The 25,137-nt window shown below is 59.0% G+C and carries 25 protein-coding genes; 10 read left to right on the top strand and 15 right to left on the bottom strand.

Annotated features, from left to right (window positions below):
- Positions 1-124: 124 nt before the first annotated feature.
- Complete coding sequence (tyrS, locus tag AACY31_RS23200) at positions 125-1,330, bottom strand: tyrosine--tRNA ligase (protein WP_339491534.1); 1,206 nt, start codon at positions 1,328-1,330, stop codon at positions 125-127.
- 212 nt (positions 1,331-1,542) lie between these two features.
- Here tyrS and AACY31_RS23195 point away from each other — a divergent pair, with 212 nt between their 5' ends.
- Together AACY31_RS23195 and AACY31_RS23190 are read left to right on the top strand one after the other, a co-directional pair.
- On the top strand, positions 1,543-2,961 hold the full coding sequence (locus AACY31_RS23195; protein WP_339477086.1) for a peptidoglycan DD-metalloendopeptidase family protein: 1,419 nt from the start codon (positions 1,543-1,545) through the stop codon (positions 2,959-2,961).
- Positions 2,962-2,964: 3 nt separating this feature from the next.
- On the top strand, positions 2,965-4,056 hold the full coding sequence (locus AACY31_RS23190; protein ID WP_339477088.1) for an anhydro-N-acetylmuramic acid kinase: 1,092 nt from the start codon (positions 2,965-2,967) through the stop codon (positions 4,054-4,056).
- 66 nt (positions 4,057-4,122) lie between these two features.
- On the opposite strand, the gene erpA is transcribed toward AACY31_RS23190, so the two are convergent.
- Both erpA and argC read right to left on the bottom strand, forming a co-directional pair.
- Entirely contained in the window at positions 4,123-4,473 is a 351-nt protein-coding gene (gene erpA, locus AACY31_RS23185) for an iron-sulfur cluster insertion protein ErpA (RefSeq protein WP_003177727.1), read from the bottom strand.
- 150 nt (positions 4,474-4,623) lie between these two features.
- Positions 4,624-5,658 (bottom strand): N-acetyl-gamma-glutamyl-phosphate reductase, encoded by a 1,035-nt coding sequence (gene argC, locus AACY31_RS23180; protein ID WP_339477092.1) that lies wholly within the window; start codon positions 5,656-5,658, stop codon positions 4,624-4,626.
- Between the two features lie 135 nt (positions 5,659-5,793).
- Between argC and hemJ the strand changes: the two genes are divergently transcribed.
- The 6 genes from hemJ to coq7 all read left to right on the top strand — a co-directional run bounded on the left by hemJ (position 5,794) and on the right by coq7 (position 10,236).
- Positions 5,794-6,225: a protoporphyrinogen oxidase HemJ gene (gene hemJ / locus AACY31_RS23175; protein WP_003206117.1), complete on the top strand. Its 432-nt coding sequence runs from the start codon at positions 5,794-5,796 to the stop codon at positions 6,223-6,225.
- 35 nt (positions 6,226-6,260) lie between these two features.
- Positions 6,261-7,241: an NAD(P)H-dependent flavin oxidoreductase gene (locus tag AACY31_RS23170; protein ID WP_339477096.1), complete on the top strand. Its 981-nt coding sequence runs from the start codon at positions 6,261-6,263 to the stop codon at positions 7,239-7,241.
- Between the two features lie 38 nt (positions 7,242-7,279).
- Complete coding sequence (locus AACY31_RS23165) at positions 7,280-8,242, top strand: DUF805 domain-containing protein (protein WP_339505127.1); 963 nt, start codon at positions 7,280-7,282, stop codon at positions 8,240-8,242.
- Positions 8,243-8,304: 62 nt separating this feature from the next.
- Positions 8,305-9,093, top strand: a complete 789-nt coding sequence (locus AACY31_RS23160) for an SDR family NAD(P)-dependent oxidoreductase (protein WP_339477101.1) — start codon at positions 8,305-8,307, stop codon at positions 9,091-9,093.
- A gap of 81 nt (positions 9,094-9,174) precedes the next feature.
- The gene (locus tag AACY31_RS23155) at positions 9,175-9,513 is read left to right on the top strand and encodes a histidine triad nucleotide-binding protein (RefSeq protein ID WP_339477103.1); all 339 of its coding nucleotides are present in this window, start codon (positions 9,175-9,177) and stop codon (positions 9,511-9,513) included.
- 75 nt (positions 9,514-9,588) lie between these two features.
- The gene (gene coq7, locus AACY31_RS23150; protein ID WP_339477104.1) at positions 9,589-10,236 is read left to right on the top strand and encodes a 2-polyprenyl-3-methyl-6-methoxy-1,4-benzoquinone monooxygenase; all 648 of its coding nucleotides are present in this window, start codon (positions 9,589-9,591) and stop codon (positions 10,234-10,236) included.
- A gap of 133 nt (positions 10,237-10,369) precedes the next feature.
- On the opposite strand, the gene AACY31_RS23145 is transcribed toward coq7, so the two are convergent.
- Positions 10,370-10,792: an OsmC family protein gene (locus AACY31_RS23145; RefSeq protein ID WP_339477106.1), complete on the bottom strand. Its 423-nt coding sequence runs from the start codon at positions 10,790-10,792 to the stop codon at positions 10,370-10,372.
- 233 nt (positions 10,793-11,025) lie between these two features.
- Here AACY31_RS23145 and crp point away from each other — a divergent pair, with 233 nt between their 5' ends.
- Positions 11,026-11,670, top strand: a complete 645-nt coding sequence (crp, locus tag AACY31_RS23140; protein WP_339477111.1) for a cAMP-activated global transcriptional regulator CRP — start codon at positions 11,026-11,028, stop codon at positions 11,668-11,670.
- On the opposite strand, the gene AACY31_RS23135 is transcribed toward crp, so the two are convergent.
- From AACY31_RS23135 to AACY31_RS23120, 4 genes are read right to left on the bottom strand one after another with little or no spacing between them, the layout of a single operon-like run.
- Positions 11,667-12,368: a lipoate--protein ligase family protein gene (locus tag AACY31_RS23135; RefSeq protein WP_339477113.1), complete on the bottom strand. Its 702-nt coding sequence runs from the start codon at positions 12,366-12,368 to the stop codon at positions 11,667-11,669. The genes crp and AACY31_RS23135 overlap by 4 nt on opposite strands.
- Before the next feature lie 3 nt (positions 12,369-12,371).
- Positions 12,372-13,208, bottom strand: a complete 837-nt coding sequence (gene trpC / locus AACY31_RS23130) for an indole-3-glycerol phosphate synthase TrpC (protein ID WP_339477115.1) — start codon at positions 13,206-13,208, stop codon at positions 12,372-12,374.
- A complete protein-coding gene (gene trpD, locus AACY31_RS23125) occupies positions 13,205-14,254 on the bottom strand; it encodes an anthranilate phosphoribosyltransferase (protein WP_339477117.1) in 1,050 nt (349 codons plus the stop codon). The genes trpC and trpD overlap by 4 nt, the downstream gene beginning before the upstream one ends.
- A gap of 9 nt (positions 14,255-14,263) precedes the next feature.
- Positions 14,264-14,857, bottom strand: coding sequence for an aminodeoxychorismate/anthranilate synthase component II (locus tag AACY31_RS23120; protein WP_339477119.1), 594 nt, complete (start codon positions 14,855-14,857; stop codon positions 14,264-14,266).
- A 411-nt stretch (positions 14,858-15,268) separates the two neighbouring features.
- On the opposite strand from AACY31_RS23120, the gene estP reads away from it, so the two are divergent.
- On the top strand, positions 15,269-17,176 hold the full coding sequence (estP, locus tag AACY31_RS23115; RefSeq protein WP_339477122.1) for an esterase EstP: 1,908 nt from the start codon (positions 15,269-15,271) through the stop codon (positions 17,174-17,176).
- 172 nt (positions 17,177-17,348) lie between these two features.
- Here estP and trpE read toward each other — a convergent pair whose 3' ends face one another.
- The 7 genes from trpE to AACY31_RS23080 all read right to left on the bottom strand — a co-directional run bounded on the left by trpE (position 17,349) and on the right by AACY31_RS23080 (position 25,097).
- A complete protein-coding gene (gene trpE / locus AACY31_RS23110; RefSeq protein WP_339477124.1) occupies positions 17,349-18,830 on the bottom strand; it encodes an anthranilate synthase component I in 1,482 nt (493 codons plus the stop codon).
- A 70-nt stretch (positions 18,831-18,900) separates the two neighbouring features.
- Entirely contained in the window at positions 18,901-19,719 is an 819-nt protein-coding gene (locus tag AACY31_RS23105; RefSeq protein WP_339477127.1) for a phosphoglycolate phosphatase, read from the bottom strand.
- Complete coding sequence (gene rpe / locus AACY31_RS23100) at positions 19,716-20,390, bottom strand: ribulose-phosphate 3-epimerase (protein ID WP_339477130.1); 675 nt, start codon at positions 20,388-20,390, stop codon at positions 19,716-19,718. The genes AACY31_RS23105 and rpe overlap by 4 nt, the downstream gene beginning before the upstream one ends.
- A 78-nt stretch (positions 20,391-20,468) precedes the next feature.
- Positions 20,469-21,617, bottom strand: coding sequence for an iron-containing alcohol dehydrogenase (locus AACY31_RS23095; protein WP_339477132.1), 1,149 nt, complete (start codon positions 21,615-21,617; stop codon positions 20,469-20,471).
- A 198-nt stretch (positions 21,618-21,815) separates the two neighbouring features.
- The gene (locus tag AACY31_RS23090; protein WP_339477134.1) at positions 21,816-22,640 is read right to left on the bottom strand and encodes an ABC transporter permease; all 825 of its coding nucleotides are present in this window, start codon (positions 22,638-22,640) and stop codon (positions 21,816-21,818) included.
- A gap of 12 nt (positions 22,641-22,652) precedes the next feature.
- Positions 22,653-23,900: an ABC transporter permease gene (locus AACY31_RS23085; protein ID WP_339477135.1), complete on the bottom strand. Its 1,248-nt coding sequence runs from the start codon at positions 23,898-23,900 to the stop codon at positions 22,653-22,655.
- Between the two features lie 153 nt (positions 23,901-24,053).
- Positions 24,054-25,097, bottom strand: a complete 1,044-nt coding sequence (locus AACY31_RS23080; RefSeq protein ID WP_122566694.1) for an ABC transporter substrate-binding protein — start codon at positions 25,095-25,097, stop codon at positions 24,054-24,056.
- Positions 25,098-25,137: the final 40 nt, after the last annotated feature.

Genomic DNA, 25,137 nt, shown 5'->3' with positions numbered 1-25,137 from the left:
TGACCTGAAGCCCAACACTTTCGAAACCTACTTAACTCATTGAATCTCAAGGAGTTTTCCGTTTCGACTGCGCCGGAAGTGGGGCGAATTATAGACGTCCAGAATCTGCCGTCAACACCTATTTTCAGCTCTGTTCTGATTTCAGCGTAATACGTGCGAAAGCCTTCTTGCCGGCTTGGCATACATGAGTAGCGCCCAGCTCATACATATAGGTGCGATCCACAACCTCACCATCTATACGCACACCGCCCGAACCCAGAAGGTCTCGCGCCACCGCTGCATTCTTGACCAGGCCCGCCTTATTAAGCACTGCCGCAATCGGCATATCCTCGGCAGCAGCCAGCTCAATCTCCGGCAAATCATCCGGCAGCTCGCCATCCTTCATACGATTACCCGCCGCACGATGAGCACTGGCCGCAGCCTCCTCACCATGGAAACGAGCAACGATCTCCTCGGCCAGTTTGATCTTGATGTCTCGCGGATTAGCCCCCGCCTCCACATCCGCACGGAACGCATTGATCTCATCCATGGACCGGAAACTCAACAGCTCGAAGTAACGCCACATCAGCACATCAGGAATGGAGACCAACTTGCTGTACATGACACCCGGCGCCTCCTGGATACCTACGTAGTTGCCCAGCGACTTGGACATCTTCTTCACACCATCCAGGCCTTCCAGCAACGGCATGGTCAAGATGCACTGCGCCTCCTGACCATAACCGCGCTGCAGCTCACGCCCCATCAACAGGTTGAACTTCTGGTCGGTACCGCCGAGCTCAACGTCCGCACGCAACGCGACCGAGTCATAGCCCTGCACAAGCGGATAGAGAAACTCATGAATCGCAATTGGCTGATTGGATTTATAGCGCTTGTCGAAATCATCGCGCTCGAGCATGCGAGCCACGGTGTACTGAGACGTCAGACGAATGAAGTCCGCCGGCCCCATCTGATCCATCCAAGTAGAGTTGAAAGCCACTTCAGTCTTGGTCGGATCAAGAATCTTGAAAACCTGAGTCTTGTAGGTCTCGGCGTTATCGAGAACCTGCTCACGAGTCAGCGGTGGACGCGTAGCACTCTTACCGCTCGGATCACCGATCATCCCGGTAAAGTCACCTATAAGGAAGATGACCTGGTGCCCCAGATCCTGAAACTGGCGCAGCTTATTAATAAGCACGGTATGACCCAGGTGCAGATCGGGCGCCGTCGGATCGAAACCAGCCTTGATACGCAGCGGCTGCCCGCGCTTGAGCTTTTCGATCAGCTCGGACTCGACCAACAGTTCTTCCGCACCACGTTTGATCAGCGCTAGCTGCTCTTCAACCGACTTCATAACAGACCCGTAAGGCTCAGATTCAAAGGGCCCCAACCATACAAGATCGCGCACCAAATACAAGGTTTGCCCGGCGCGCGGACGCCAATCCACAGAACAGAGCGTCCGCGGGCTTGCTTCGCAGGGGTTTTGGTTATATTTTATACAGTTATTTCATCTTCATCATGTCATTCATCTTTTCCAATTCATCTTTTCAAAAGTCAAAACTACCTATGATCACAGAACCGTCTAAAGCGCCGCCGCTTTACCCAAAGACCCACCTGCTTGCCGCAAGTGGCATTGCAGCCCTCCTTAGCCTGGCGCTCCTGGTGTTTCCCTCCAGCGATGTTGAAGCCAAAAAGACGACTCTGAGTCTTGAACTGGAAAGCCCTGCTGAACAACTGACACGAGAACAAGACGCCGGCGAAACCGTTCAAGCCACAAACGAACCGGCCGCCTCTCCTTTTGCGCAGATTGAAAACAGCCCGGAAGACACCAACGAGGGCGCCGCTCAGGCAGAAGCGCCTGCGGCAGAAAAAAAGACAGGGCCAGAGCATCTCGAAGTGGTTGTTGCCAAGGGCGACACCCTTTCCACCCTCTTCGAAAAGGTAGGCCTGCCCCCGACTTCGGTCCATGAAATCCTGGCCAGCGACAAGCAAGCCAAGCAATTCGCTCAACTGCAACGCGGTCAGAAACTCGAATTCGAACTCAATCCAGACGGACAGCTGAGCAACCTGCACACCAAGCTGAGCGATCTGGAAAGCATCACCGTAACCAGAAACGACAAGGGGTATGCATTCAATCGCATCATTACCAGACCTACCGTCCGCTCGGCCTACGCTCACGGCGTCATTAACAGTTCATTGTCTCAGTCGGCTGCACGCGCAGGCCTCTCCCACAGCCTGACCATGGACATGGCCAGCGTATTCGGCTACGACATCGACTTCGCCCAAGACATTCGCCAGGGTGACGAGTTTGACGTCATCTATGAACAGAAAGTGGTCAATGGAAAGAGCGTCGGCAACGGCCCGATTCTCTCCGCGCGCTTCACCAACCGCGGCAAAACATATACCGCGGTGCGTTACACCAACAAGCAAGGCAACAGCAGCTACTACACCGCCGACGGCAACAGCATGCGGAAAGCGTTCATCCGTACGCCGGTTGATTTCGCACGCATCAGCTCGAGGTTCTCGGTAGGCCGCAAGCATCCGATCCTGAACAAGATCCGCGCCCATAAAGGTGTCGACTACGCAGCTCCCCGCGGCACGCCAATCAAGGCTGCCGGCGACGGCAAGGTATTGCTGGCCGGACGTCGCGGCGGTTACGGCAACACCGTGATCATCCAGCACGGTAATACCTACCGCACGCTGTACGGCCACATGCAGGGGTTCGCCAAAGGAGTGAAGACGGGCGGCACCGTCAAGCAAGGCCAGGTGATCGGGTACATCGGCACTACCGGCCTGTCCACCGGCCCACACTTGCACTATGAGTTCCAGGTCAATGGCGTCCACGTCGATCCACTAGGCCAGAAGTTGCCGATGGCCGACCCGATCGCCAAGGCCGAGCGCGCGCGCTTCCTGGCTCAAAGCCACCCCTTGATGGCCCGCATGGATCAAGAGAAAGCCACGCTGCTGGCCTCGAGCAAGCGCTAAGCCATGGCCCTCTATATCGGTGTAATGTCCGGGACCAGCCTGGATGGCTTGGATATCGCACTGATCGAACTGACCCCGGCGATCAAATTGATCGCCACGCACTACATCCCGATGCCCGTCGCCCTGCACACCGAATTGCTCGGATTGTGCAGCAGTGGGCCCGATGAGATCGCCCGCTCCGCCATTGCCCAGCAAAGCTGGGTAAAGCTGGCTGCACAGGGTATCCATACCCTACTCAACGAACAGAAACTCAAGCCCGAAGACATCACAGCAGTTGGCAGCCACGGCCAGACCATCCGCCATGAACCCGCCCGCGGATTTACCGTACAGATTGGTAATCCGGCCTTGTTGAGCGAATTGACCGGCATCACCATCGTCAGCGATTTCCGCAGTCGTGATGTCGCCGCCGGAGGACAAGGCGCCCCGCTGGTTCCAGCGTTTCACGAAGCACTGTTCGAAGAACGAGTCGGCAGTCGCGCCGTGCTGAATGTCGGCGGTTTCAGCAATCTCAGCCTGATAGAGCCCGAAAAACCAGTAGCCGGTTTCGACTGTGGCCCAGGCAACGTATTGCTTGATGCCTGGATACACCAACAACGAGGCGAGCATTTCGATCGCAACGGCCAATGGGCTGCCAGTGGGAAGGTCGAACCCGTTCTACTCAAAACACTGCTCAGCGACCCCTTCTTCGTCACCAAGGGTCCGAAAAGTACCGGACGCGAAGTATTTAACCTGCCTTGGCTGACACAGCATTTGTCGCAGTTGCCAGCCTTCACCCCAGAAGACGTACAGGCAACATTGCTCGAACTGACAGCCCTGACCATCGTCGAATCGCTCCAACATGCCCAATCCAATACTCAGGAGTTGCTGGTCTGTGGCGGCGGCGCACATAACCAGACGCTCATGAAGCGCCTGGCTGACTGGCTGCCGGACGCCAAAGTCAGCAGTACAGCTGTGTACGGCGTAGACCCGGATTGGGTTGAAGCCATGGCGTTCGCCTGGCTTGCTCATTGTTGTCTTGAAGGTATTCCAGGCAACCGCCCAAGTGTCACCGGCGCCCGCGGCCTGCGCGTACTCGGCGCCATCTATCCGGCCTGAATCCAATAATCGCGGACAAAAAAAGCCGCAGGGCCGTAAGGCACTGCGGCTTTTTTACTGAAGCACTCAGATCGAAAACGAAGAACCGCACCCACAGGTCGTGGTCGCGTTAGGGTTCTTGATCACGAAACGCGAACCTTCCAGGCCTTCCTGATAATCCACCTCGGCACCCGCCAGGTACTGGAAGCTCATCGGATCGACCACTAGGCTGACCCCTTCGCGCTCGACGATCGTGTCATCTTCGGCCACTTCTTCATCAAAAGTGAAACCGTACTGAAAACCGGAACAACCGCCACCCGTTACAAATACGCGCAGCTTCAAACGATCATTGCCCTCTTCATCGACCAGGCTCTTCACCTTGTGCGCAGCACCGTGGGTGAATTGCAAAGCCGTGGGGGTGAAGGTTTCGACGCTCATGCTGAATATCTCCCGGCGCTTACGCCGCCATAATGCGTGATGGCGGGCATTATCCGCTTCTCCTAGAAAATCGGTCAACTATTTAGAAGAACAGCGGCGAGCTACAAGCTTCAAGCGTGTAGCTGCCAACCTGAAGCGGTGTGGCCGCCGTTACGGCAACATCCCCGCATGGGATAGCCCCAAGTGCTCATCCAGCCCGAACAGGATATTCAGGTTTTGCACTGCCTGGCCGGACGCGCCCTTGACCAGGTTATCGATGACCGACAACACCACCACCAGATCCCCATCCTGCGGACGATGCACGGCGATCCGGCAAACGTTCGCACCGCGCACGCTGCGGGTTTCCGGATGGCTGCCGGCCGGCATTACGTCGACGAACGGCTCGTTGGCGTAACGCTTTTCAAACAACGCCTGCAGGTCAACCGAACGATCGACGACGGTTGCATAAAGCGTGGAGTGGATGCCACGAATCATCGGCGTCAGGTGCGGCACGAAGGTCAGGCCGACCTCCTTGCCCGCGGCCCGGCGCAATCCCTGGCGAATTTCTGGCAGGTGGCGATGCCCCTTGACCGCGTATGCCTTCATGCTTTCCGACGTTTCGGAATACAGCGAGCCGACACTGGCTCCGCGCCCGGCACCGCTGACACCGGACTTGCAGTCGGCAATCAGACGCGAGGCATCGGCAAGGCCTGCTTCAAGCAGAGGCAAGAACCCCAACTGTGTGGCCGTCGGATAGCAACCCGGTACGGCGATCAATCGTGCCTGCCTGATTTTCTCGCGATTGACTTCCGGCAAGCCGTAGACCGCCTCATCAAGCAGTTCCGGCGCACCGTGGGGCTGGCCGTACCACTTGGCCCATTCATCGGCGTCCTGCAGGCGGAAGTCCGCCGACAGGTCGATGACCTTGGTCCCGGCGGCCAGCAGTTCACCTGCCAAGGCGTGGGCGACACCATGGGGCGTGGCGAAGAACACCACATCGCAGGCACCGAGGGTCTTGATGTCCGGAACGCTGAACGCCAGACCGTCGTAATGCCCTCGCAGGTTCGGATACATGTCGGCGACGGCCAGGCCGGCCTCGGATCGGGAGGTGATGACCACCACCTCAGCCTGCGGATGCTGTGCCAACAGACGCAGCAGTTCGACACCGGTGTACCCCGTGCCGCCGACAATACCGACCTTGACCATAAACCTGCCCTCAACGAACCCACTGGAAAGCCGTCGATGATAGGGGCCGCAGGGCGCGGCGACAACCGTCAAGGTGACGTGTGGCCGCTCTAACCTCTACTATCGGGCTACCGTGAATTATGGGAATAACTAAAAATGCTCTATCTGTGGCTCAAAGCACTTCACATCGTCAGCATGGTCTGCTGGTTCGCCGGCCTGTTCTACCTGCCTCGCCTATTTGTGTATCACGCCCAAAGCGAGGACAGCGTCAGCAAAGAACGTTTCAGCGTCATGGAGCGCAAGTTGTATCGCGGCATCATGGGCCCAGCGATGATTGCCACCCTGGTATTCGGTATCTGGCTGCTCAGCCTCAACGCCGGCGCCTACTTCACCCAAGGTGGCTGGATGCACGCCAAGCTGACCCTGGTCGTACTGCTGATCGGTTACCACCATATGTGCGGCGCCCAGGTGAAGCGCTTCGCCCGTGGCGAAAACACCCGCAGCCATGTCTTTTATCGCTGGTTCAATGAAGTGCCGGTTCTGATATTGCTGGCTATCGTAATTCTGGTCGTGGTCCGACCGTTCTAATCTCCAATCAGCATCCATTATCCGGGGTACTAGCGATGTCGTTGCCCGCTCTGCTTGAACAACGTTTGCGCCTGCCCGTCGTGGCAGCGCCAATGTTCCTGATTTCCAATCCGCAACTGGTGTTGGCCTGCTGCCGCAATGGCATCGTCGGCAGCTTTCCGGCGTTGAACCAGCGCGAAAGCAGTGGTTTCAAGGCATGGCTGGAGGAAATCGAAGCAGGCCTGGCGCCCCTGAAAAATCCAGCCCCCTATGCCGTGAACCTGATCGTCCATCACAGCAATCCGCGGCTTCAGGCCGACTTGGCCATCTGCATCGAACACAAGGTGCCTATTGTCATCACCAGCCTGGGCGCGGTGAAGGAGTTGGTCGATGCCGTCCATGGATATGGCGGACTGGTGTTCCATGACGTGACCACCCGGCGTCATGCCGAGAAAGCCGCCGAAGCCGGTGTCGATGGCTTGATTGCCGTGGCCGCCGGCGCAGGCGGACACGCCGGAACCTGGAGCCCGTTTTCACTAGTCGCCGAGATTCGCCAGTTTTTCGACAAAACCGTGCTGCTTGCAGGATGCCTGAACCACGGCCATCAGATTTTGGCCGCACAACTGCTCGGCGCCGATCTAGCCTACTTCGGTACGCGCTTTATCGGTACGAACGAAAGCCACGCCCCTGACGCCTATAAAGAGATGTTGCTCACATCCAGAGCCGCGGACATCGTGCATACTCCCGCTGTATCCGGAGTGCCGGCCAGTTTCATGCGCCAGAGCCTGGAGAACGCCGGTTTCGATCTAGCCGCCCTGCAGAACAAGGCCGAGGTGGATTCTGGCTCAAAACTCAAACCACTGAACGATGAAGCCAAAGCCTGGAAAACCGTATGGTCCGCGGGCCAGGGCGTGGGTGAAATCGATGATTTGCCCAGCGTCGATCAGTTGGTGGCACGCCTGGATGAAGAATACCGTCAGGCACATGCCCGGGCGGCGCAGCTTGGCGGGCAATGGCCCCGCGCGAGCCCCCCATAAAGACAGTTATCTAACTTTCAGAGACAAGGATGCCGGGCATGAACGAAACCCGTTTCAACATCGTATTCGACGGAAGCCTGATGCCGGGCGTCGATACCACCACAGCCAAACTCAACCTCGCCCAACTGTTCAAAAGCGATATCAGCGCCATTGAACGGCTGTTCACGGGTCGCAAGGTTGCCCTTAAAAGCAACCTGTCCCAGAACGAAGCCCAGCAGTACCTGGAAGCGCTCAACAAGAGCGGAATCGATGCCCGAATCGAAGCCGAACCCACCCTCCAACTGAGCCTTGGCGAAGTACAGGAGTCGCCGCAACAGGCGGGCGGACGCCATCCAGAGTCGATCGTCGACCCCGTCTCGCCGTACGCGCCTCCCCGCGCCGAAGTGGGTGAAGCGCTCGCCGAGTACAGCACGCTAAAACCCTTCAGCTTCGATGGCCGTATCGGGCGTTTGCGTTACCTGGCCTGGACCATGGTGTTGACCCTCACCATGCTGCCCTTGGCCGGCCTGGGCTTCTGGTTAGCCACAGCCTGGCTATTGGCCTCCAACTCGACAGCTGCGCTGGTCGTCGGCGGCCTGCTTGGCGCAGCCGTTGTACTTGCCTTTGCCTTCGTGAGCATCCAGTTCAACGTCCAGCGACTGCATGATCTCGGCTGGTCGGGGTGGTTGTGGCTGGTCAACCTCGTTCCATTCGTGGGCAGCATCTTCCCGTTCATCCTCATCATTGCCCCAGGCAATACCGGTGCAAACCAGTATGGTCCGCCACCACCGCGCAACTCCACGGCGGTCAAATTGCTGGCGTCGCTTTGGATTGTGATGCTCGTCTTGGTTTTCCTGGCGACCTTTGCCGGCATCTTCGGAGCCCTCCAAGAGGACTACGACAGCAGCAGCCTAAGCAGCTATGAAAGCAGCGAGTTCAGCAACGAAACCACCGAAGAACCAGCCGTCGAAGCAGCCGAGCCCGCCTCGCCTTCTGTAGACTATGAACAAGAGGAACAATAAGCGCGCTTCATGCCGGTGACAGCCCAGTCAGCGGGCGGCGGGCTGTTGCGATGGAGAACTGCATGACCCGTTACGCACTGATCACCGGCGCTTCCAGCGGCATTGGCCTGGCCATGGCCGAAGCGCTGGCACGGCGCGGCCGCAACCTGATACTGGTGGCTCGACAGCGTGATCGGCTGGAAAGTATTGCAATCGAACTGACCCAGCGCTTTGGCGTGGAAGTGTTGTTCCGGGCTTGCGACCTGGGAGAGCCACTGAGGCTTTCAGGCTTTCTCCTGGAGTTGGAGGAAGGTGAGCGGCAGATCGACCTGCTGGTCAATTGTGCAGGCATCGGCACCAGCGGGCCGTTCCTGGGCCAGGACTGGATGACCGAACAAGATCTGATCGAAGTCAACATCCTCGCCCTGACACGGCTTTGCCATGCCGTTGGTAACAGCATGGCGCTGCTTGGCGGCGGCCAGATCCTCAACGTCGCCTCGCTTGCCGCGTTCCAGCCCGGCCCCTGGATGAGTACCTATTACGCCAGCAAGGCCTATGTGCTGCATTTCTCCGAAGCCCTGCGGGTTGAACTGAAAAAATGTGCGATCAAGGTCTCGGTGCTGTGCCCCGGCCCAACCCGAACCAGCTTTTTTTCCAGGGCGCAGATGGACGAACAGAAACTCATCGACCGCCAGTTGCTGATGAGCCCGGAGGAAGTGGCCCTGTACGCCGTGCGCGCGCTGGACCGCAACCGCGCCATCATCATTCCCGGATGCCGCAACCGCTGGCTGGCCGCACTGCCGCGGCTAGGGTCGCGATGGCTGGTCCGAACCATCACCGGCATGATCAACAAGGCTTATTGCCCGCGCTAATCTCTTCAAGTTGAACCACTAGGCGCCTAAACCGAAGCCCTCATACCCCCGACCTCGACGAACCCAATGGAGAAAACAGCTGTGGATACTCTGTTCACCAAGATCATCAACCGGGAAATCCCGGCAAAGATCATTTACGAGGATGACCAGGTATTGGCCTTCCACGACATCGCCCCCCAGGCGCCTGTACATTTTTTGGTCATACCGAAAAAACCGATCCGCACCCTCAATAACCTGGCCGAAGAAGACAAAGGCCTGGCTGGACACATTTTGTTCACTGCTCAGCGCCTGGCGCTTGAATTGGGCTGTGAAGAAGGTTTTCGCGTGGTGATGAATTGCAATGAACTGGGTGGGCAAACGGTCTATCACATTCATATGCATGTGCTGGGGCAGCGCCAGATGAACTGGCCGCCGGGCTGATACCCCTGACCCAACGCAAATCTTCGGCGGTCGATTAGGTTAAACTGGCCGCTGTGATTTTTCCCGGAGGTAAGCATGACTACCCAACGTCACTACTCGCCGATTGACCGTCTGTTACTGCAAGCCGATACCGCGATGCGCACGCTGCTGCCCTTCAGTGGCCAGCCGTACCGCCCATCACCGGCTATCGTGCAGCCGGACGCGCAACTGAGTGACGAGCAAACCCGCCACGTCGCCGGACTGATGCGTATCAACCACACAGGCGAAGTCTGTGCCCAGGCGCTGTATCAGGGCCAGGCGCTGACAGCGAAGCTACCGCAAGTGCGTGAGGCAATGGAGCATGCCGCCGAGGAAGAAATCGACCATCTGGTCTGGTGTGAACAACGGATTCGCCAACTGGGCAGTCATACCAGCGTCCTGAACCCGGTGTTCTATGGGATGTCATTCGGGATCGGCGCCGTTGCCGGGCTGATCAGCGACAAAGTCAGCCTCGGTTTCGTTGCGGCGACCGAGCATCAAGTGTGCAAGCATTTGAACGAACACCTCGAACAACTGCCGGCCGAAGATGAAAAATCCCGGGCGATCCTCGAGCAGATGCGCGTGGACGAGGAACACCATGCCGAGAGTGCGCTAGAGGCAGGTGGCTTCCGTTTTCCTGCCCCGGTGAAGTTCGGCATGAGCCTGCTGGCCAAGGTCATGACCAAGAGCACCTATCGGATTTGACGGCGATCAGGGACTGAATCGTTCATTCCCACGGAAATTTAAAAAGGCGACTCCCCCAAAGGGTGTCGCCTTTATTTCAAATCGAAAACGTCAGCACGAGCAGTCGCAGGCCGTTGCGATTAACTATCGACTCTCAACCCAACTCGACGATTTCATAATCGTGGGTGATTTCGACCCCGGCGGCGCCGAGCATGATCGAAGCCGAGCAGTATTTCTCGGCGGACAACTCAATGGCGCGCTTGACCTGGGCTTCCTTCAGGGCTCGCCCCTTCACCACGAAGTGCATGTGGATATTGGTAAACACTTTGGGATCTTCAGTAGCACGTTCTGCCTCCAGGAAAGCTTCGCAGCTTTCGACGGCCTGGCGGGACTTTTTAAGAATGCTGACCACGTCAAAGTTGCTGCAGCCGCCGACGCCCAGCAGGAGCATTTCCATCGGCCGAACCCCCAGGTTCCGCCCACCGGCCTCTGGCGGGCCGTCCATGACGACCACATGACCACTGCCTGACTCACCGAGGAACATGGCTTCGCCAGCCCATTGGATGCGTGCCTTCATCGCCAAGACTCCACTGTTAAAAAAGGGTCGCCAGCTTAGCACAGCGCTCCGACATGACTGCCCTCCGTCTTAGGAGACCTGACCTGCCAGCATGTAGGTAAATTCTCAAATCAAATAGGGATGCCTCTGTTAAGCTGGCGCCAACTCGATGGCGTATGGCCAGCTTTTAGCAATAGCTATTCGCGTCTATAAAAACCAAACCACCACACCGCGCAGTCTTTCGGGATACAACCATGGTTGCCATTACTCCCACGCTCAAGATCAAGAATCTCGACAAGCTCTTGATGCATTGCCAGCGCCGCCGTCATCCAGCCAAACACAACATCATTTGTGCGGGAGATCGTTCCGAAACGCTGTTTTTCATCATCAAGGGCTCGGTCACTATCCTCATAGAAGATGACGACGGTCGGGAAATGATCATCGCCTACCTCAATTCCGGAGATTTCTTCGGCGAGCTGGGGTTGTTCGAACAGGCGGGCAAGGAACAGGAACGTAGTGCTTGGGTGCGGACCAAGATTGAATGTGAAGTTGCGGAAATCAGCTACGCCAAATTCCGAGAACTGTCCCTGCAAGACCCGGACATTCTTTACGTCCTCAGCGGACAAATCGCACAGCGACTGCGCAATACCACCCGCAAGGTCGGCGATCTCGCATTTTTCGACGTCACCGGACGTGTCGCACGTTGCCTGTTGGAACTGTGCAAGCAGCCCGATGCCATGACCCACCCGGACGGCATGCAGATCAAGGTAACCCGCCAAGAGATTGGTCGGATTGTCGGTTGTTCACGTGAAATGGTCGGTCGCGTTCTCAAAGATCTGGAAGAGCGCAACCTGGTCAGCGTCAAAGGCAAGACCATGGTGGTGTTCGGAACGCGTTAAGCGCCCAGCAGATTGCTCAGCAACTCCCGGTACAAAGCGTCAAGTCGCTCCAGCGCGTGAGGCGCCGGGAATTTCTCATGCAGGGCAATATGGCTCTCGGCCCGCACTCGCTGCTCCAAGTCGCAAGCCTCATTGAAGCGATTGACTGCCGTGACCATGGATTCGCGCTCGTTCTCCAGCAAAAGCGCGCCATGAACCAGACCCACCGGACGTTGACCACCCTTGCTCTGGCGCCAGCGCTGAGCGGTGCCCACCATTTTCCGGCCGTCGAGGTTGACGTTGAAGCGCCCGTCACAAAAAGCCCCTGCCACCTCTCCCAGCGAAGCCGCCCCGCCCAACTCGTCCAACAGCTGACAGATGGGATCGCACAACCGGCGATACCCGGTTTCGATACGTCCGTGGTCACCTTCGCTGCGCGGTGGTGCGTAGACCAGAGCGATATTGACCGTAGCGGCTGACTGCGGCACCGGTTCGCCACCCGTTTCACGCAACAAAACCGGCCAACCATGGGCGGCCGATATTTCACAGGCGTGTTCAAACCCCGGCAGGCGACTCAAGCGACGCGGCATCACCAGCGCACGATCGTTGGGCTGCCAGAACAGCAGGCCGAACTCGGCGGGGCCCGCACAGATGCGGGCCAACAGATCCTGTTCGGCTTGCAGGCCAGCTTCAACGGTCAGGGAAATCACAGGCGACATGGATCAGTCCAGCGTCGAGCCGCTCACCGGCAGGCCTCGTTCAGGAAAGAACAGTCGCTGCAACTCCGTACCCGGGTTCTCGGCGCGCATGAACGCTTCGCCCACCAGGAACGAGTACACATCACTAACCTCCATCAGCTCGACATCGGCCCGGTTGAGGATGCCGCTTTCGGTGATGACTAGGCGATCGCGAGGAATGCGCGGCAACAGGTCCAAGGTGGTTTCCAGGTTAACTTCGAAAGTATGCAGGTTGCGATTGTTCACGCCGACCAGTTTGGTATCGAGGGTTTTCAGGGCTCGCTCCAACTCGTCACCATCATGGACTTCCACCAGAACATCCAGCCCGACGCCTTTGGCAACCGCAGCCAGCTCGGCCATTTTCACGTCGTCCAAGGCGGAAACGATCAGCAGCACGCAATCGGCGCCCAACGCACGCGCCTCGACGATCTGGTACGGGTCGATCATGAAATCCTTGCGGATCACCGGCAGCTTGCAGGCCGCCCGCGCCTGCTTCAGGTAATCATCGGCCCCTTGGAAAAAATCGATGTCGGTCAACACCGAGAGACAGGTTGCACCACCCTTCTCGTAGCTTCGCGCGATATCGGTCGGGACGAAGTGTTCACGAATTACGCCCTTGCTGGGGGACGCCTTCTTGATTTCGGCAATCACCGCCGGCTGTTTTTTCTTGGCCTGATCGATCAGAGCCTGGGCAAAGCCGCGCGGCGCATCCGCTGAACGCGCCAGGTTTTCCAGCTCGGCCAGACTGACCCGAGCGCTGCGCTCGGCCACTTCCTGGGCCTTGCGAGTCAGAATCTTTTCCAGAACCGTTGGCACGCTCATCCTTCGTTCTCCACTTTGAATACAGCGGTAAATGCACCCAACTCTTCGAGCTTTTCCCTGGCCAGGCCAGTGTGCAACGCATCATGGGCCAGTTCCACGCCTTGCTTGAGGCTGCTGGCGTGGTCGGCGGCGTACAACGCAGCGCCGGCATTAAGCACAATCATCTCAGCGGCTTTCTGGCCATTCTCAGTCTTGCGACGACCCAGGGCATCGCGAATCAGCTCCAGCGACTGGGCCGGGCCATCGACCGCCAGCCCGTGCAGGCTCTGGCTCTTTATGCCGAGGTCTTCAGGTTCGACCCAATACTCACTGATCTGATCATTTTTCAGTTCGGCCACGAATGTAGGCGCCGCGAGGCTGAATTCATCCAACCCATCCTTCGAATGGACCACCAGCACGTGCTTGCTGCCCAGGCGTTGCAAGACTTCAGCCAATGGTCGGCACAACGCCTGGCTGAACACTCCGACTACCTGATGTTTCACGCCGGCCGGATTCGTAAGCGGGCCGAGCATGTTGAACAGCGTACGCAGCCCCAGCTCACGGCGCGGCGTGGCGGCGTGCTTCATGGCGCTGTGATGGGTCTGGGCAAACATGAAACCAATGCCAACATTGTCGATACAGCGCGCGACTTGAATCGGCGTCAGGTTCAGGTAAATGCCGGCCGCCTCCAGCAGATCGGCACTGCCGCTCTTGCCGGAAACTGCCCGATTACCGTGTTTGGCAACGGTGCAACCGGCCGCCGCGACAACAAACGACGAAGCAGTGGAGACGTTAAAGATGTTAGCGCCGTCACCGCCGGTACCGACGACATCCACCACACCGTCCAGCGTCTTGAGCTCGACCTTGTCCGCCAGCTCACGCATCGCCGAAACCGCACCCACGATTTCATCGATGCTCTCACTCTTCATGCGCATGGCCATCATGAACGCGCCGATCTGCGCATCCGAGCATTGGCCGGTCATGATTTCGCGCATCACGTCGCGCATCTCGTCGGTGCTCAGGTCGAGATGGCCGACGATACGGCTCAGGGCTGTCTTGATATCCATGAAAAGTCCTTAGCGCGTGCCGCCGGTTTGTTTGAGAAAGTTGGCGAACAGTTCGTGGCCCTGCTCGGTGAGAATAGACTCGGGATGGAATTGCACACCCTCGATATTCAATGTCTTGTGGCGCAACCCCATGATTTCATCGACCGAGCCGTCTTCAAGCTGGGTCCAGGCCGTCAGCTCCAGGCAGTCAGGCAGAGTTTCACGCTTGACGACCAGGGAGTGGTAGCGGGTTACGGTAAGCGGATGATTCAGCCCCTCGAACACGCCCTTGTCCTCGTGGAATACCGGGCTAGTCTTACCGTGCATGACTTGTCGGGCACGCACCACGTCACCGCCGAACGCTTGGCCAATCGACTGATGCCCCAGGCAAACACCCAGGATCGGCAGCTTGCCGGCGAAATACTTGATGGCGTCGATGGAAATACCCGCTTCGGTCGGCGTGCACGGGCCGGGCGAAACCACGATGCGTTCAGGCCTGAGGGCTTCGATTTCGGCGATGGTCAATTCGTCGTTGCGCACGACCTTGACCTCAGAGCCCAGCTCGCCGAGGTATTGCACAACGTTGTAGGTAAAAGAGTCGTAGTTATCGATCATCAGCAACATGGCGTAAGCAACCTATTGAATTCACTGACTTTAAATACAGCCTTCAGAGAGCGAGCCGCACCCTGCTGCGCGTGGCGAAGTAAGTGATACGCCAGCGAAGCGGCTCTAACAAGCGGGTAAAGAAGGTAAATCGGTACAGGTCCGGCAAGGCCGGCGGAGAATGTTCAGGCGCGCCAACGCCAGCGGGCGTGTGCCTTGATCATTTGATCCAGAAGTTTGCTGACAATCGACACAGGGGAAGTCTCGTTCATACGTTCCGGCACAGTAGCTTAGCTGGGCGGAGCACGCAATATGACCGTTCCCGAAGGGCTTTGAAACAATCACGCCGTTCCGGATAGATGACAAAACGCCGGAAGCTTTTGGTACTGTCGTTTCGTTTTCTAACAAAAATAAAATAAAACGGACTTTCCCATGATAAAGAAGACGTTGTTCGTACCGATTGCCGGTTGCCTGCTGGCAATAGCCTGCGCCCAGGCGAGCGCCGCTCCCAACCCTTATTCCACATTCATCGTGTTCGGCGACAGCCTCAACGACGCTGGTCAGCTCGCCGATCCGAACGGTCCACCCGGCTCCACCGAGCGCTATACCAACCGAACCGGTCCGATCTATACCGACGGCAGCGGCGAAGCCTATTCCGCCAACTCCACCCAGTTGCTTGGTGGGCGCCTGGGCTATTCCGCCGACGAGACCGCCGCTTCCACTTCGGCGGTCCGCGCCAGCGAGGGGCTGGCAGACGGCAACAACTGGGCGGTGGGCGGTTATCGTACCGACCAGATCCTCGAATCGATTACCGGCGCGTCCGACACCGGCGAGCGCAGCCGTCCCGGCTATCTGCAGTCCAATGACCTGCGCGCCGATCCGAATGCGCTTTATTACATTTCCGGTGGTGGTAACGACTTCCTTCAAGGCCTGGTGCTGAACCCTGCACAAGCGAACGCTGCCGCAGACCGCCTGGCCGACAGCGTCCAGGGGCTGCAAACGGCCGGTGCCCGCTATGTGATGGTCTGGTTGTTGCCCGACCTGGGCCTGACCCCAGGCCTCAACGGCGGTCCTTTGCAAGACGTCTTTTCGCAACTGGGCAACCAGTTCAACCAACAGCTGATCACGCGACTGCAAGGTATCGACGCTCAAATCATTGCGTTGAACATTCCGCTTTTGCTGAAGGAAAGCTTCGCCGAACCGGCAAGATTTGGCCTCGCCACTGGCGAGAACCTCACCGCGACCTGCTTCAGCGGCAACGGCTGCACGGAAAACGCCACCTATGGCATCAACAGTGCCACGCCTGATCCCAGCAAATTGATCTACAACGACGCGGTTCATCCAACCGAAACCGGGCAAAAACTGATCGCCGACTACGCCTATTCCCTGCTCGCGGCGCCATGGGAGCTGACGCTGCTGCCGGAAATGGCCCATTCGACCCTACGCGCCCACCAGGACGAGTTACGCAGCCAGTGGCAATCGGACTGGGAGAACTGGCAGGCAGTCGGCCAATGGCGAGCCATCGTCGCCGGCGGCGGCCAGCATCTGGACATGGACAGCCAGGGCAGCGGCGCCAGCGCCGACGGCAGCGGCTACAGCCTGAACATCGGCGGCAGCTATCGCCTCAACGACGCGTGGCGCGTAGGTGTCGCCGCCGGTCTCTACCGCCAGGACATGGAAGCAGGCCATAACGATTCGAAGTACAAGCTCAACAGCTACCTGGCGAGCGCTTTCGCCCAGTTCCAGCAAAACCGCTGGTGGGCCGATGCGGCACTGACCGGCGGCAAGCTCGACTACGACAACCTGGAGCGCAAGTTCGACTTGGGTGTCAACGAAGCGCAGGAGAAAGGCGACACGGATGGCCGTCTATGGGCATTCAGCACGCGGGTGGGCTACGACATCGCCCAGCCTGGCAGCGAGTGGCACCTCTCGCCATTCATCAGCGCTGACTATGCGAAGGTGGAAGTCGATGGCTATTCGGAAAAGAGCAGCCGTTCCACTGCCCTGACCTTTGATGACCAGACCCGCGACTCAAAACGCCTGGGCATTGGCTTGCAAGGCAAATACAACATCACCCGACAGACTCAGGTGTTTGGCGAATATGCCCACGAACGCGAGTACGAAGACGACACACAAAAAGTGAACATCGCCCTCAATAGCCTGCCAGTCAACGACTTCACCCTGGAAGGCTACACGCCACAGAGCCACCTGAATCGCCTGAGCCTGGGGGTCAGCCACAAGTTGACCAACGACTTGGCGCTGCGGGGCGGTTATACGCTGCGCAAGGACGATGACCTGACCCAGCAAGGGGTAAGCCTGGGGGTCAGCCTGGATTTCTAACAAAGGGCGACCTGCTTCTGTAGGAGCTGCCGAAGGCTGCGATCTTTTGATCTTTTGATCTTTTGATCATGACTCAATTGTCAGGGGAAAGATCGCAGCCTCGTTGCACTCGACAGCTCCTACATAGCTTCTACATAGCTTCTACATAACGCCTACGTCGCGTCAGGGCGGGTCAGTTGCTGGAGGTCTGCTCGGCCAGTGCCACGGCGCGGAACATGGCCCGGCGCTTGTTCAGGGTTTCTTCCCACTCCAGCGCCGGCACCGAGTCGGCGACGATGCCGCCGCCAGCCTGCACATGCAGTTCGCCGTTCTTGATGACGGCGGTGCGAATGGCAATGGCGGTGTCCATGTTGCCGTTCCAGGCAAAGTAACCCACGGCCCCGCCGTACACGCCCCGCTTGACCGGCTCCAGTTCGTCGATGATTTCCATCGCACGGATTTTCGGCGCACCGGACAAGGTGCCCGCCGGCAGGATCGCCCGCAAGGCGTCCATCGCCGTCAACCCGGCCTTCAACTGGCCGGTGACGTTGGAGACGATGTGCATCACGTTGGAGTAGCGCTCGATGACCATCTTCTCGGTGAGCTTCACCGACCCGATTTCCGAGACCCGCCCGGTGTCGTTGCGCCCCAGGTCGATCAGCATCAGGTGCTCGGCGATTTCCTTGTCGTCCGACAGCAGGTCCTCTTCCAGTGCCCGATCAGCCTCCTCCGTGGCGCCACGGGGACGAGTGCCGGCGATCGGCCGCACGGTGATCAGGTTGTCTTCGACCCGCACCAGCACTTCCGGCGAACTGCCCACGACATGGAAGTCGCCGAAGTTGAAGAAGTACATGTAGGGCGTCGGGTTGAAACAGCGCAGCGCCCGATAAAGATCGATGGGGGCGGCCTTGAAGTCGATGGACATCCGTTGCGACGGCACGACCTGCATGCAGTCACCGGCGAGGATGTACTCCTTGATGGTATCGACGGCCCGCTCGTAATCGTTCTGGGTGAAGCTGGAACGGAACACCGGGTCGGCTGCCGACTGCTTGCTGAAGTCCAGACCGGGACGCGGAGCGATCGGCTGACGTAACTTTTCCAACAGTGCTTGCAGGCTTTGTTGACCTTGCTCGTAGGCATCTTCCTGGGACGGATCGGCCAGGACGATGGCGTGCATCTTGCCGGCGAGGTTGTCGAAAACGACAACCGCGTCAGACACCATCAGCAAAATGTCCGGCACGCCTAGCGGATCGGGGTTCGGGCAGGTGCCCAGGCGTTTTTCCACGTAGCGCACGCAGTCGTAGCCGAAATACCCCACCAGGCCACCGTTGAAGCGCGGCAGGCCAGGGATGGTTGGCACGTTGTAACGAGCCTTGAAGGTTTCAACGAAGGCCAACGGGTCTTCAACTTCGAGGCTTTCGATTTCGACACCGTCGTGGGTCACGCTGATGCGATGGTCATGGACCCGCAGCACCGTACGGCACGGCAGGCCAATGATGGAATAACGGCCCCATTTCTCGCCGCCCTGCACCGATTCGAGCAAGTAGGAGTTGGGCTGGTCGGCCAGCTTGAGATAGATCGACAGCGGCGTGTCGAAATCGGCCAGGGTTTCACAAGCAAGGGGGATGCGGTTGTAGCCGGCAGCGGCTAGACGCAGGAATTCTTCGCGGATCATGGGGTGCCTCGTGGCAAGAGGAGCTGACAGTCAGGTAAGCAAACACGCCGGATAACCGGCCAGGATCACGTCAGGTGCGCCAACGCCAGCGGGCCAGGGCTTTCATGACTTTCATCCAGAGCTTGCGAGTGACCACCACGATGGCGTTTCCAGAAGAGGATTGAACAGCGTCGGGCAACGTTATCTCAGCAACCGGGTCCAGGCAACCGGGAATTAACAGGCGCAAATCGTCGATCACCAGCGTCGGAAACTCTTCAGCGATTGGCCGGCCGTGGTTGTAGCCGTAACTCAGCGCCACGCATTTGACCCCTGCCGCCTTGGCCGCCAGCACATCACTGCGCGAGTCGCCGACGAACAAGGATTGGGAGGCCGGGATGTTGGCCATTTTCATCACGAAGAACAGCGCGGCCGGATCCGGTTTTTTCTGCGGCAAGGTATCGCCGCCGATGATCCAGCGGAAGTAGCGGCCGATTTTCATCTGGTCCAGCAACGGCGCAACGAAGCGCTCCGGCTTGTTGGTAATCAGCGCCATTTCCACACCCTGCTTTTGCAGCCACTTGAGGGTGGAGCGCACGCCGGGATAGACCACCGTCAGTTGGTGATTGTCTTCGTAGGCGTCATTGAACAACGCCAGCGCCCGCTCGGCCTCGGCATCATCGACACCTTGGGCGTCGATGTCATTGGCCAGGGCCCGACGCACCAGCATCGGCGCGCCGTTGCCGACCCAGTGACGCACGGAGTCGAGGCCGGCAGGCGGACGTCCAAGTTTGAGCAGCATCGTGTCCACCGCCGCCGCAAGGTCCGGGACCGAATCGACCAATGTGCCATCGAGGTCAAACATCACCAGACGCGGCAAGCTGCCGGGGAACAGCTGCTCGAAGCCGCTCATGGGCGCGCCAGGGCCAGTTCGGCGCGCATTTGTGCAATCACCTCTTTGTAGTCGGGTGCATTGAAGATCGCCGAGCCCGCAACAAACGTGTCGGCGCCAGCCGCGGCGATTTCACGGATATTCTTCACGTTCACGCCACCGTCGATTTCCAGGCGGATATCACGGCCCGAGGCATCGATCAGCGCACGGGCTTCGCGCAACTTGTCGAGGGTGCCCGGGATGAACTTCTGCCCGCCGAAGCCTGGGTTGACGCTCATCAGCAGGATCATGTCGACCTTGTCCATCACGTACTTGAGCACGTCCAGGGGCGTGGCTGGGTTGAACACCAGGCCGGCCTTGCAACCGCCTTCGCGAATCAACTGCAGGGAACGGTCGACATGCAGCGTGGCTTCCGGGTGGAAAGTGATGTATGTCGCGCCGGCCTCGATGAAGTCACCGACGATGCGGTCCACCGGGCTGACCATCAGGTGCGCGTCAATCGGCGCGGTGACGCCGTATTTGCGCAGCGCCGCGCAGACCATCGGGCCGATGGTCAGGTTGGGCACGTAGTGGTTGTCCATGACATCGAAGTGCACGATGTCGGCCCCGGCGGCCAGAACGTTGTCCACTTCCTCACCCAGGCGGGCGAAGTCGGCAGAGAGAATCGACGGAGCAATAGCGAAGGGCTGCATGACGCACCTGTTTTGAGCGAAATCACGATGGCGCGCATTGTATACCTCAAGATTTGGCGCGCCCACCGTGGTAATCGATCAATACGCCGCGCGGTAGATCTTCTCGATATCGGCGGCGCTCAGTTTGCGCGGATTGTTGCGCATTAGCCGTTCTATTCCCGCAGCCTCCACCGCCATGGATGGAATCACATCCTCGGTCACGCCAAGGCTACTGAGGCCTTGGGGAATTTCCACGGCGGCACACAGCGCAACCATGGCTTCCACAGCCTCGTCGGCAGCTTCGAGATCGCTCAAGTGAGCGGTCTTGATGCCCATGGCCTCGGCGATGTCACGCATGCGCTCGACACACGCCATCTTGTTCCAGGCCATGACGTACGGCAGCAACAAAGCGTTGGCGACGCCATGGGACACGTGGAAGCGCCCGCCCAACGGATAGGCCAGCGCATGCACCGCCCCGACCCCGGCATTGCCGAATGCCATGCCGGCCATCAGGCTGGCCGTGGCCATGTCTTCACGGGCTTGCAGGTGAGCCGGGTTGGCATAGGCCTTGGGCAGCGCGCGGGTGATCAGCTTGATTGCGCCGATGGCCAGGGCATCGGTGATTGGCGAAGCATTGAGTGACAGGTAGGCCTCGATGGCGTGTACCAGCGCATCAACACCACTGGCAGCCGTGACGCTGCGCGGGCATGTGAGGGTCATCTGCGGACTGACCAACGCCACGTCCGGCAACAGATAATCGCTGACGATGCCTTTTTTCAGCTGCGCGGCCTTGTCGGAGAGGATCGCCACGTTGGTGACTTCCGAACCGGTACCGGCCGTGGTGGGGATGGCAATCATGGGCGGGCCTTTGCGCGGCACCTGATCGACACCGAACATATCTTGCAGCTCGCCGTGGTAACCGGCATAGACCCCCACGCACTTGGCGATGTCGATCGCACTGCCGCCGCCGAGCCCGATCAGGCCATCATGGCCACCGTCGCGATAGGCTTGCATGCAGTCTTCGACAATGGCGATTTCCGGGTCCGGCATGACTCGGTCGAAAATCTCGTAGTCCCGTCCGCCCAGATGTTGCAGGGCCAGTTCCACGGTGCCGGACTTGACCAGCGCCGCATCGGTCACGATCAGCGGGTTGTCGACGTCCAGACGCGTCAATTCCGCGGCCAATTGCTCGATGGCAGCGGCACCGGTGATCAGTTTATGGGCGATCTTGAATGAGGAAAGACTCATGTGCGCGGCCTCTTATTCGAGTATGGGCTGGCACAAGGATAGCTCGGTATTGAGGGTTGTCTGCCATTCAGCGCATGAATACACCGCAAACCCATTGTGTGGGGCTTGCTCGCGAATACGGTGGAACATCCAACATCTATGTCGACTGTTACACCGCTTCGGCGAGCAAGCCCGTTCCCGCAGGGACCAACGCAGGCCTCAGACTTGGGCAGTCCGCAGTTTCTCGCTACGCCCACGCAACCACTCCAGAGTCAGCAACAGGATCACCGAGAAGACAATCAGCAGCGTCGCCGCCGCCGCGATGGTGGGGCTGAGGTTTTCGCGGATGCCGCTGAACATCTGCCGTGGCAGGGTGACCTGCTCAGGGCCAGCCAGGAACAGGGTCACCACCACTTCATCGAACGACGTCGCGAAGGCGAACAGTGCGCCGGAGATCACGCCAGGGGCGATCAACGGCAGGGTCACCCGACGAAACGCCGTCAGTGGCGAAGCCCCAAGGCTGGCGGCGGCCCGAACCAGGTTGTGGTTGAACCCCTGCAGGGTCGCCGACACCGTGATGATCACGAACGGCACGCCCAGCACCGCGTGGACCACGATCAGCGAGACGAAACTGTTGCCCATCCCCAGCGGCGCGAAAAACAGATAGCTGGCCACGCCGATGATCACCACCGGTACCACCATCGGCGAGATCACCAGGGCCATTACCAGCGCCTTGCCTGGGAAGTCGCCCCGGGTCAGGCCGATGGCCGCCAGTGTGCCGAAGATCATCGCCAGCACCGTCGCCGCCGGGGCCACGATAATGCTGTTTCTCAGCGCCCGCATCCATTCGGCCGAGGCGAAGAAATCGTGGTACCACTGCATCGAAAAACCTTGCAGCGGGTACACCAGGAAACTGCCGGAGTTAAACGACAGTGGGATGATCACCAGCACTGGCAGGATCAGGAACAGCAGGATCAGCCCGCTGAGTATGCGCAAGCTGTAGAACCACACCCGTTCGACGGGAGACATGTAAGGACTCAGCATTTCGATCTCCCCTTAGCTCAGGCGCAGGCGACTGGCGCCCACCAGCCAGTTGTAAATCAGGTAAAGCACGACGGTCGCCAGCAACAGCAGCCCGCCGAGCGCCGTGGCCATGCCCCAGTTGATGCTGGTGTTGGTGTAGAACGCGACGAAGTAGCTGACCATCTGATCGTTCGGACTGCCCAGCAGCGCCGGCGTGATGTAGTAACCGATGGCAAGAATGAACACCAACAGGCAACCGGCGCCGACACCGGCATAGGTCTGCGGGAAGTACACCCGCCAGAAACTGGCGAACGGGTGGCAACCCAGAGAAATCGCCGCACGCATATAGGTTGGCGAGATGCCCTTCATCACGCTGTAGATCGGCAGGATCATGAACGGCAGCAGGATGTGGACCATGGAGATGTACACACCGGTACGGTTGAACACCAACTCCAGAGGTTTATCGATGATGCCCATGGCTATGAGGGCGCTGTTGATCAAGCCGCCCGACTGCAGCAGCACGATCCATGCGGCGACGCGTACCAGGATCGAGGTCCAGAACGGCAGCAAGACCAGGATCATCAACAGGTTGCTTTGACGCGATGGCAGATTCGCCAGCAGATAGGCCAGCGGATAGGCCAGCACCAGGCAGATCGTGGTGATCACCAAGCCCATCCAGAACGTGCGGGCGAAGATATCCAGGTAGATCGACTGGTCAGGGGTGGCCGGGGCCAGTTCGCCGAGGTCATCGATGCGGTGATCGACGGCCGCCAGCAGGTAATACGGGGTAATGTCGCTGGTGTTGCGGCGGATCACCTGCCAGTACGCCGGGTCGCCCCAACGCTCATCGAGGTTTTCCAAGGCTTCTTTATAGGAAGCCGGCTCGGTGGCAAACGGTAACGCCCGAGCGGTCTTGGTCATCAGGCTGCGATAGCCGGCCAGTTCCATGTTCAGGCGCTTGGACAAGTCGCCCAGGGTCTGATTCTTGCGGGCTTCGGCCAGGTCTTCGCTGGCAGCCTTGTACACCGGCTCGCCCGGCAAACCGCGTCCGTCCCAGGCAGCGACGGCGGCGACAGTGCGCGGCATGGCACCCACCACTTCCGGGTTACTGACGCTTTTGAACAGCAGCGCCACGATCGGCACCAGGAACACCAGCAACAGAAACAGCACCAGCGGCGCGATCAAAGCCTGGGCCTTCCAGCGGTTGATCCGCTCGGCGTGCTTGAGCCGCTGCTTGAGGGTGGGGCTGGTGCCTGCGTTCAGTGGAACGGCGATGGCCATGGCGAACTCCGCAAATCTCTTTGATCGTTACAGGGGCGGCGAGCCGCCTCTGTTTATGGTGAAACGCAAATCCTGTAGGAGCTGGCGCAGCCTGCGATCTTTCGAGGCCCTCATGGACACTGAAGATCAAAAGATCGCAGCCTTCGGCAGCGCCTACTTGGCCGCCCAGGAGTTGAAGCGCTGTTCCAGTTGTTCACCGTTGTCAGCCCAGAAGCTGACGTCGATCTGCACCTGGTTGGCGATGTTTTCCGGGGTGGTCGGCATGTCTTTCAGGACATCTTTGGCCAGCAACGGCACAGCCTGGGTATTGGCCGGACCGTAGGCGATGTTTTCCGAATAGGTCTTCTGCTGCTGCGGCGCCACCGAGAAAGCGATGAACTTCTTCGCCGCTTCAGCGCGAGTCTTGTCCAGGCCACGTGGGATGGCCCAAGCGTCGAAGTCGTAGATGCCGCCGTTCCACACCACTTTCAGGTTGCTTTCTTTCTGTACTGCGGCGATCCGGCCGTTGTAGGCAGAGCTCATGACCACGTCACCGGACGCCAGGTACTGCGGCGGCTGGGCGCCAGCTTCCCACCACTGGATGTTCGGCTTGAGTTCATCGAGCTTTTTGAACGCACGGTCCTGGCCGTCTTTACCAGCCAGCACTTTGTAGACGTCTTTTGGCGCTACGCCATCGGCCATCAGGGCGAATTCCAGGGTGTACTTGGCGCCTTTGCGCAGACCGCGCTTGCCTGGAAATTGCTTGGTATCCCAGAAGTCTGCCCAACTGGTCGGCGCGGTCTTCAGTTTGTCGGCGTTGTAGGCCAGCACAGTCGACCACACGAAGAAGCCCACGCCGCAAGGCTGGATGGCACCCTTGACGTAGTCTTCGGCCTTGCCGAACAGGGCCGGATCGAGTTGTTCGAACATGTCTTCGTCACAGCCACGGGACAATTCCGGGGACTCGACTTCTACCAGGTCCCAGGAAACACTCTTGGTGTCGACCATGGCCTTGACCTTGGCCATTTCGCCGTTGTACTCACCAGCTACGATCTTGCCGTTACCGGCCGCTTCCCACGGCGCGTAGAAGGCTTTGACCTGAGCCGCCTTGTTCGCCCCGCCAAAAGACACCACGGTCAGGTCCGGGCCTGCCGCCATCGCGCTTGCCGTACCCATCATGCCCAGGGTCAGGGCTGTGAACTTCAGGGATCTCAACATTTATTGTTCTCTCCACGTGCAGGGTTGGTGTTGGTACAGC

The sequence above is a fragment of the Pseudomonas sp. RL_105y_Pfl2_101 genome, from assembly GCF_963970585.1.
In the GTDB taxonomy this organism is placed as follows: Bacteria; Pseudomonadota; Gammaproteobacteria; order Pseudomonadales; family Pseudomonadaceae; genus Aquipseudomonas.
Note: the sequence above shows the minus strand (reverse complement) of the source record. Positions and strands in the feature narration are given on the sequence as shown.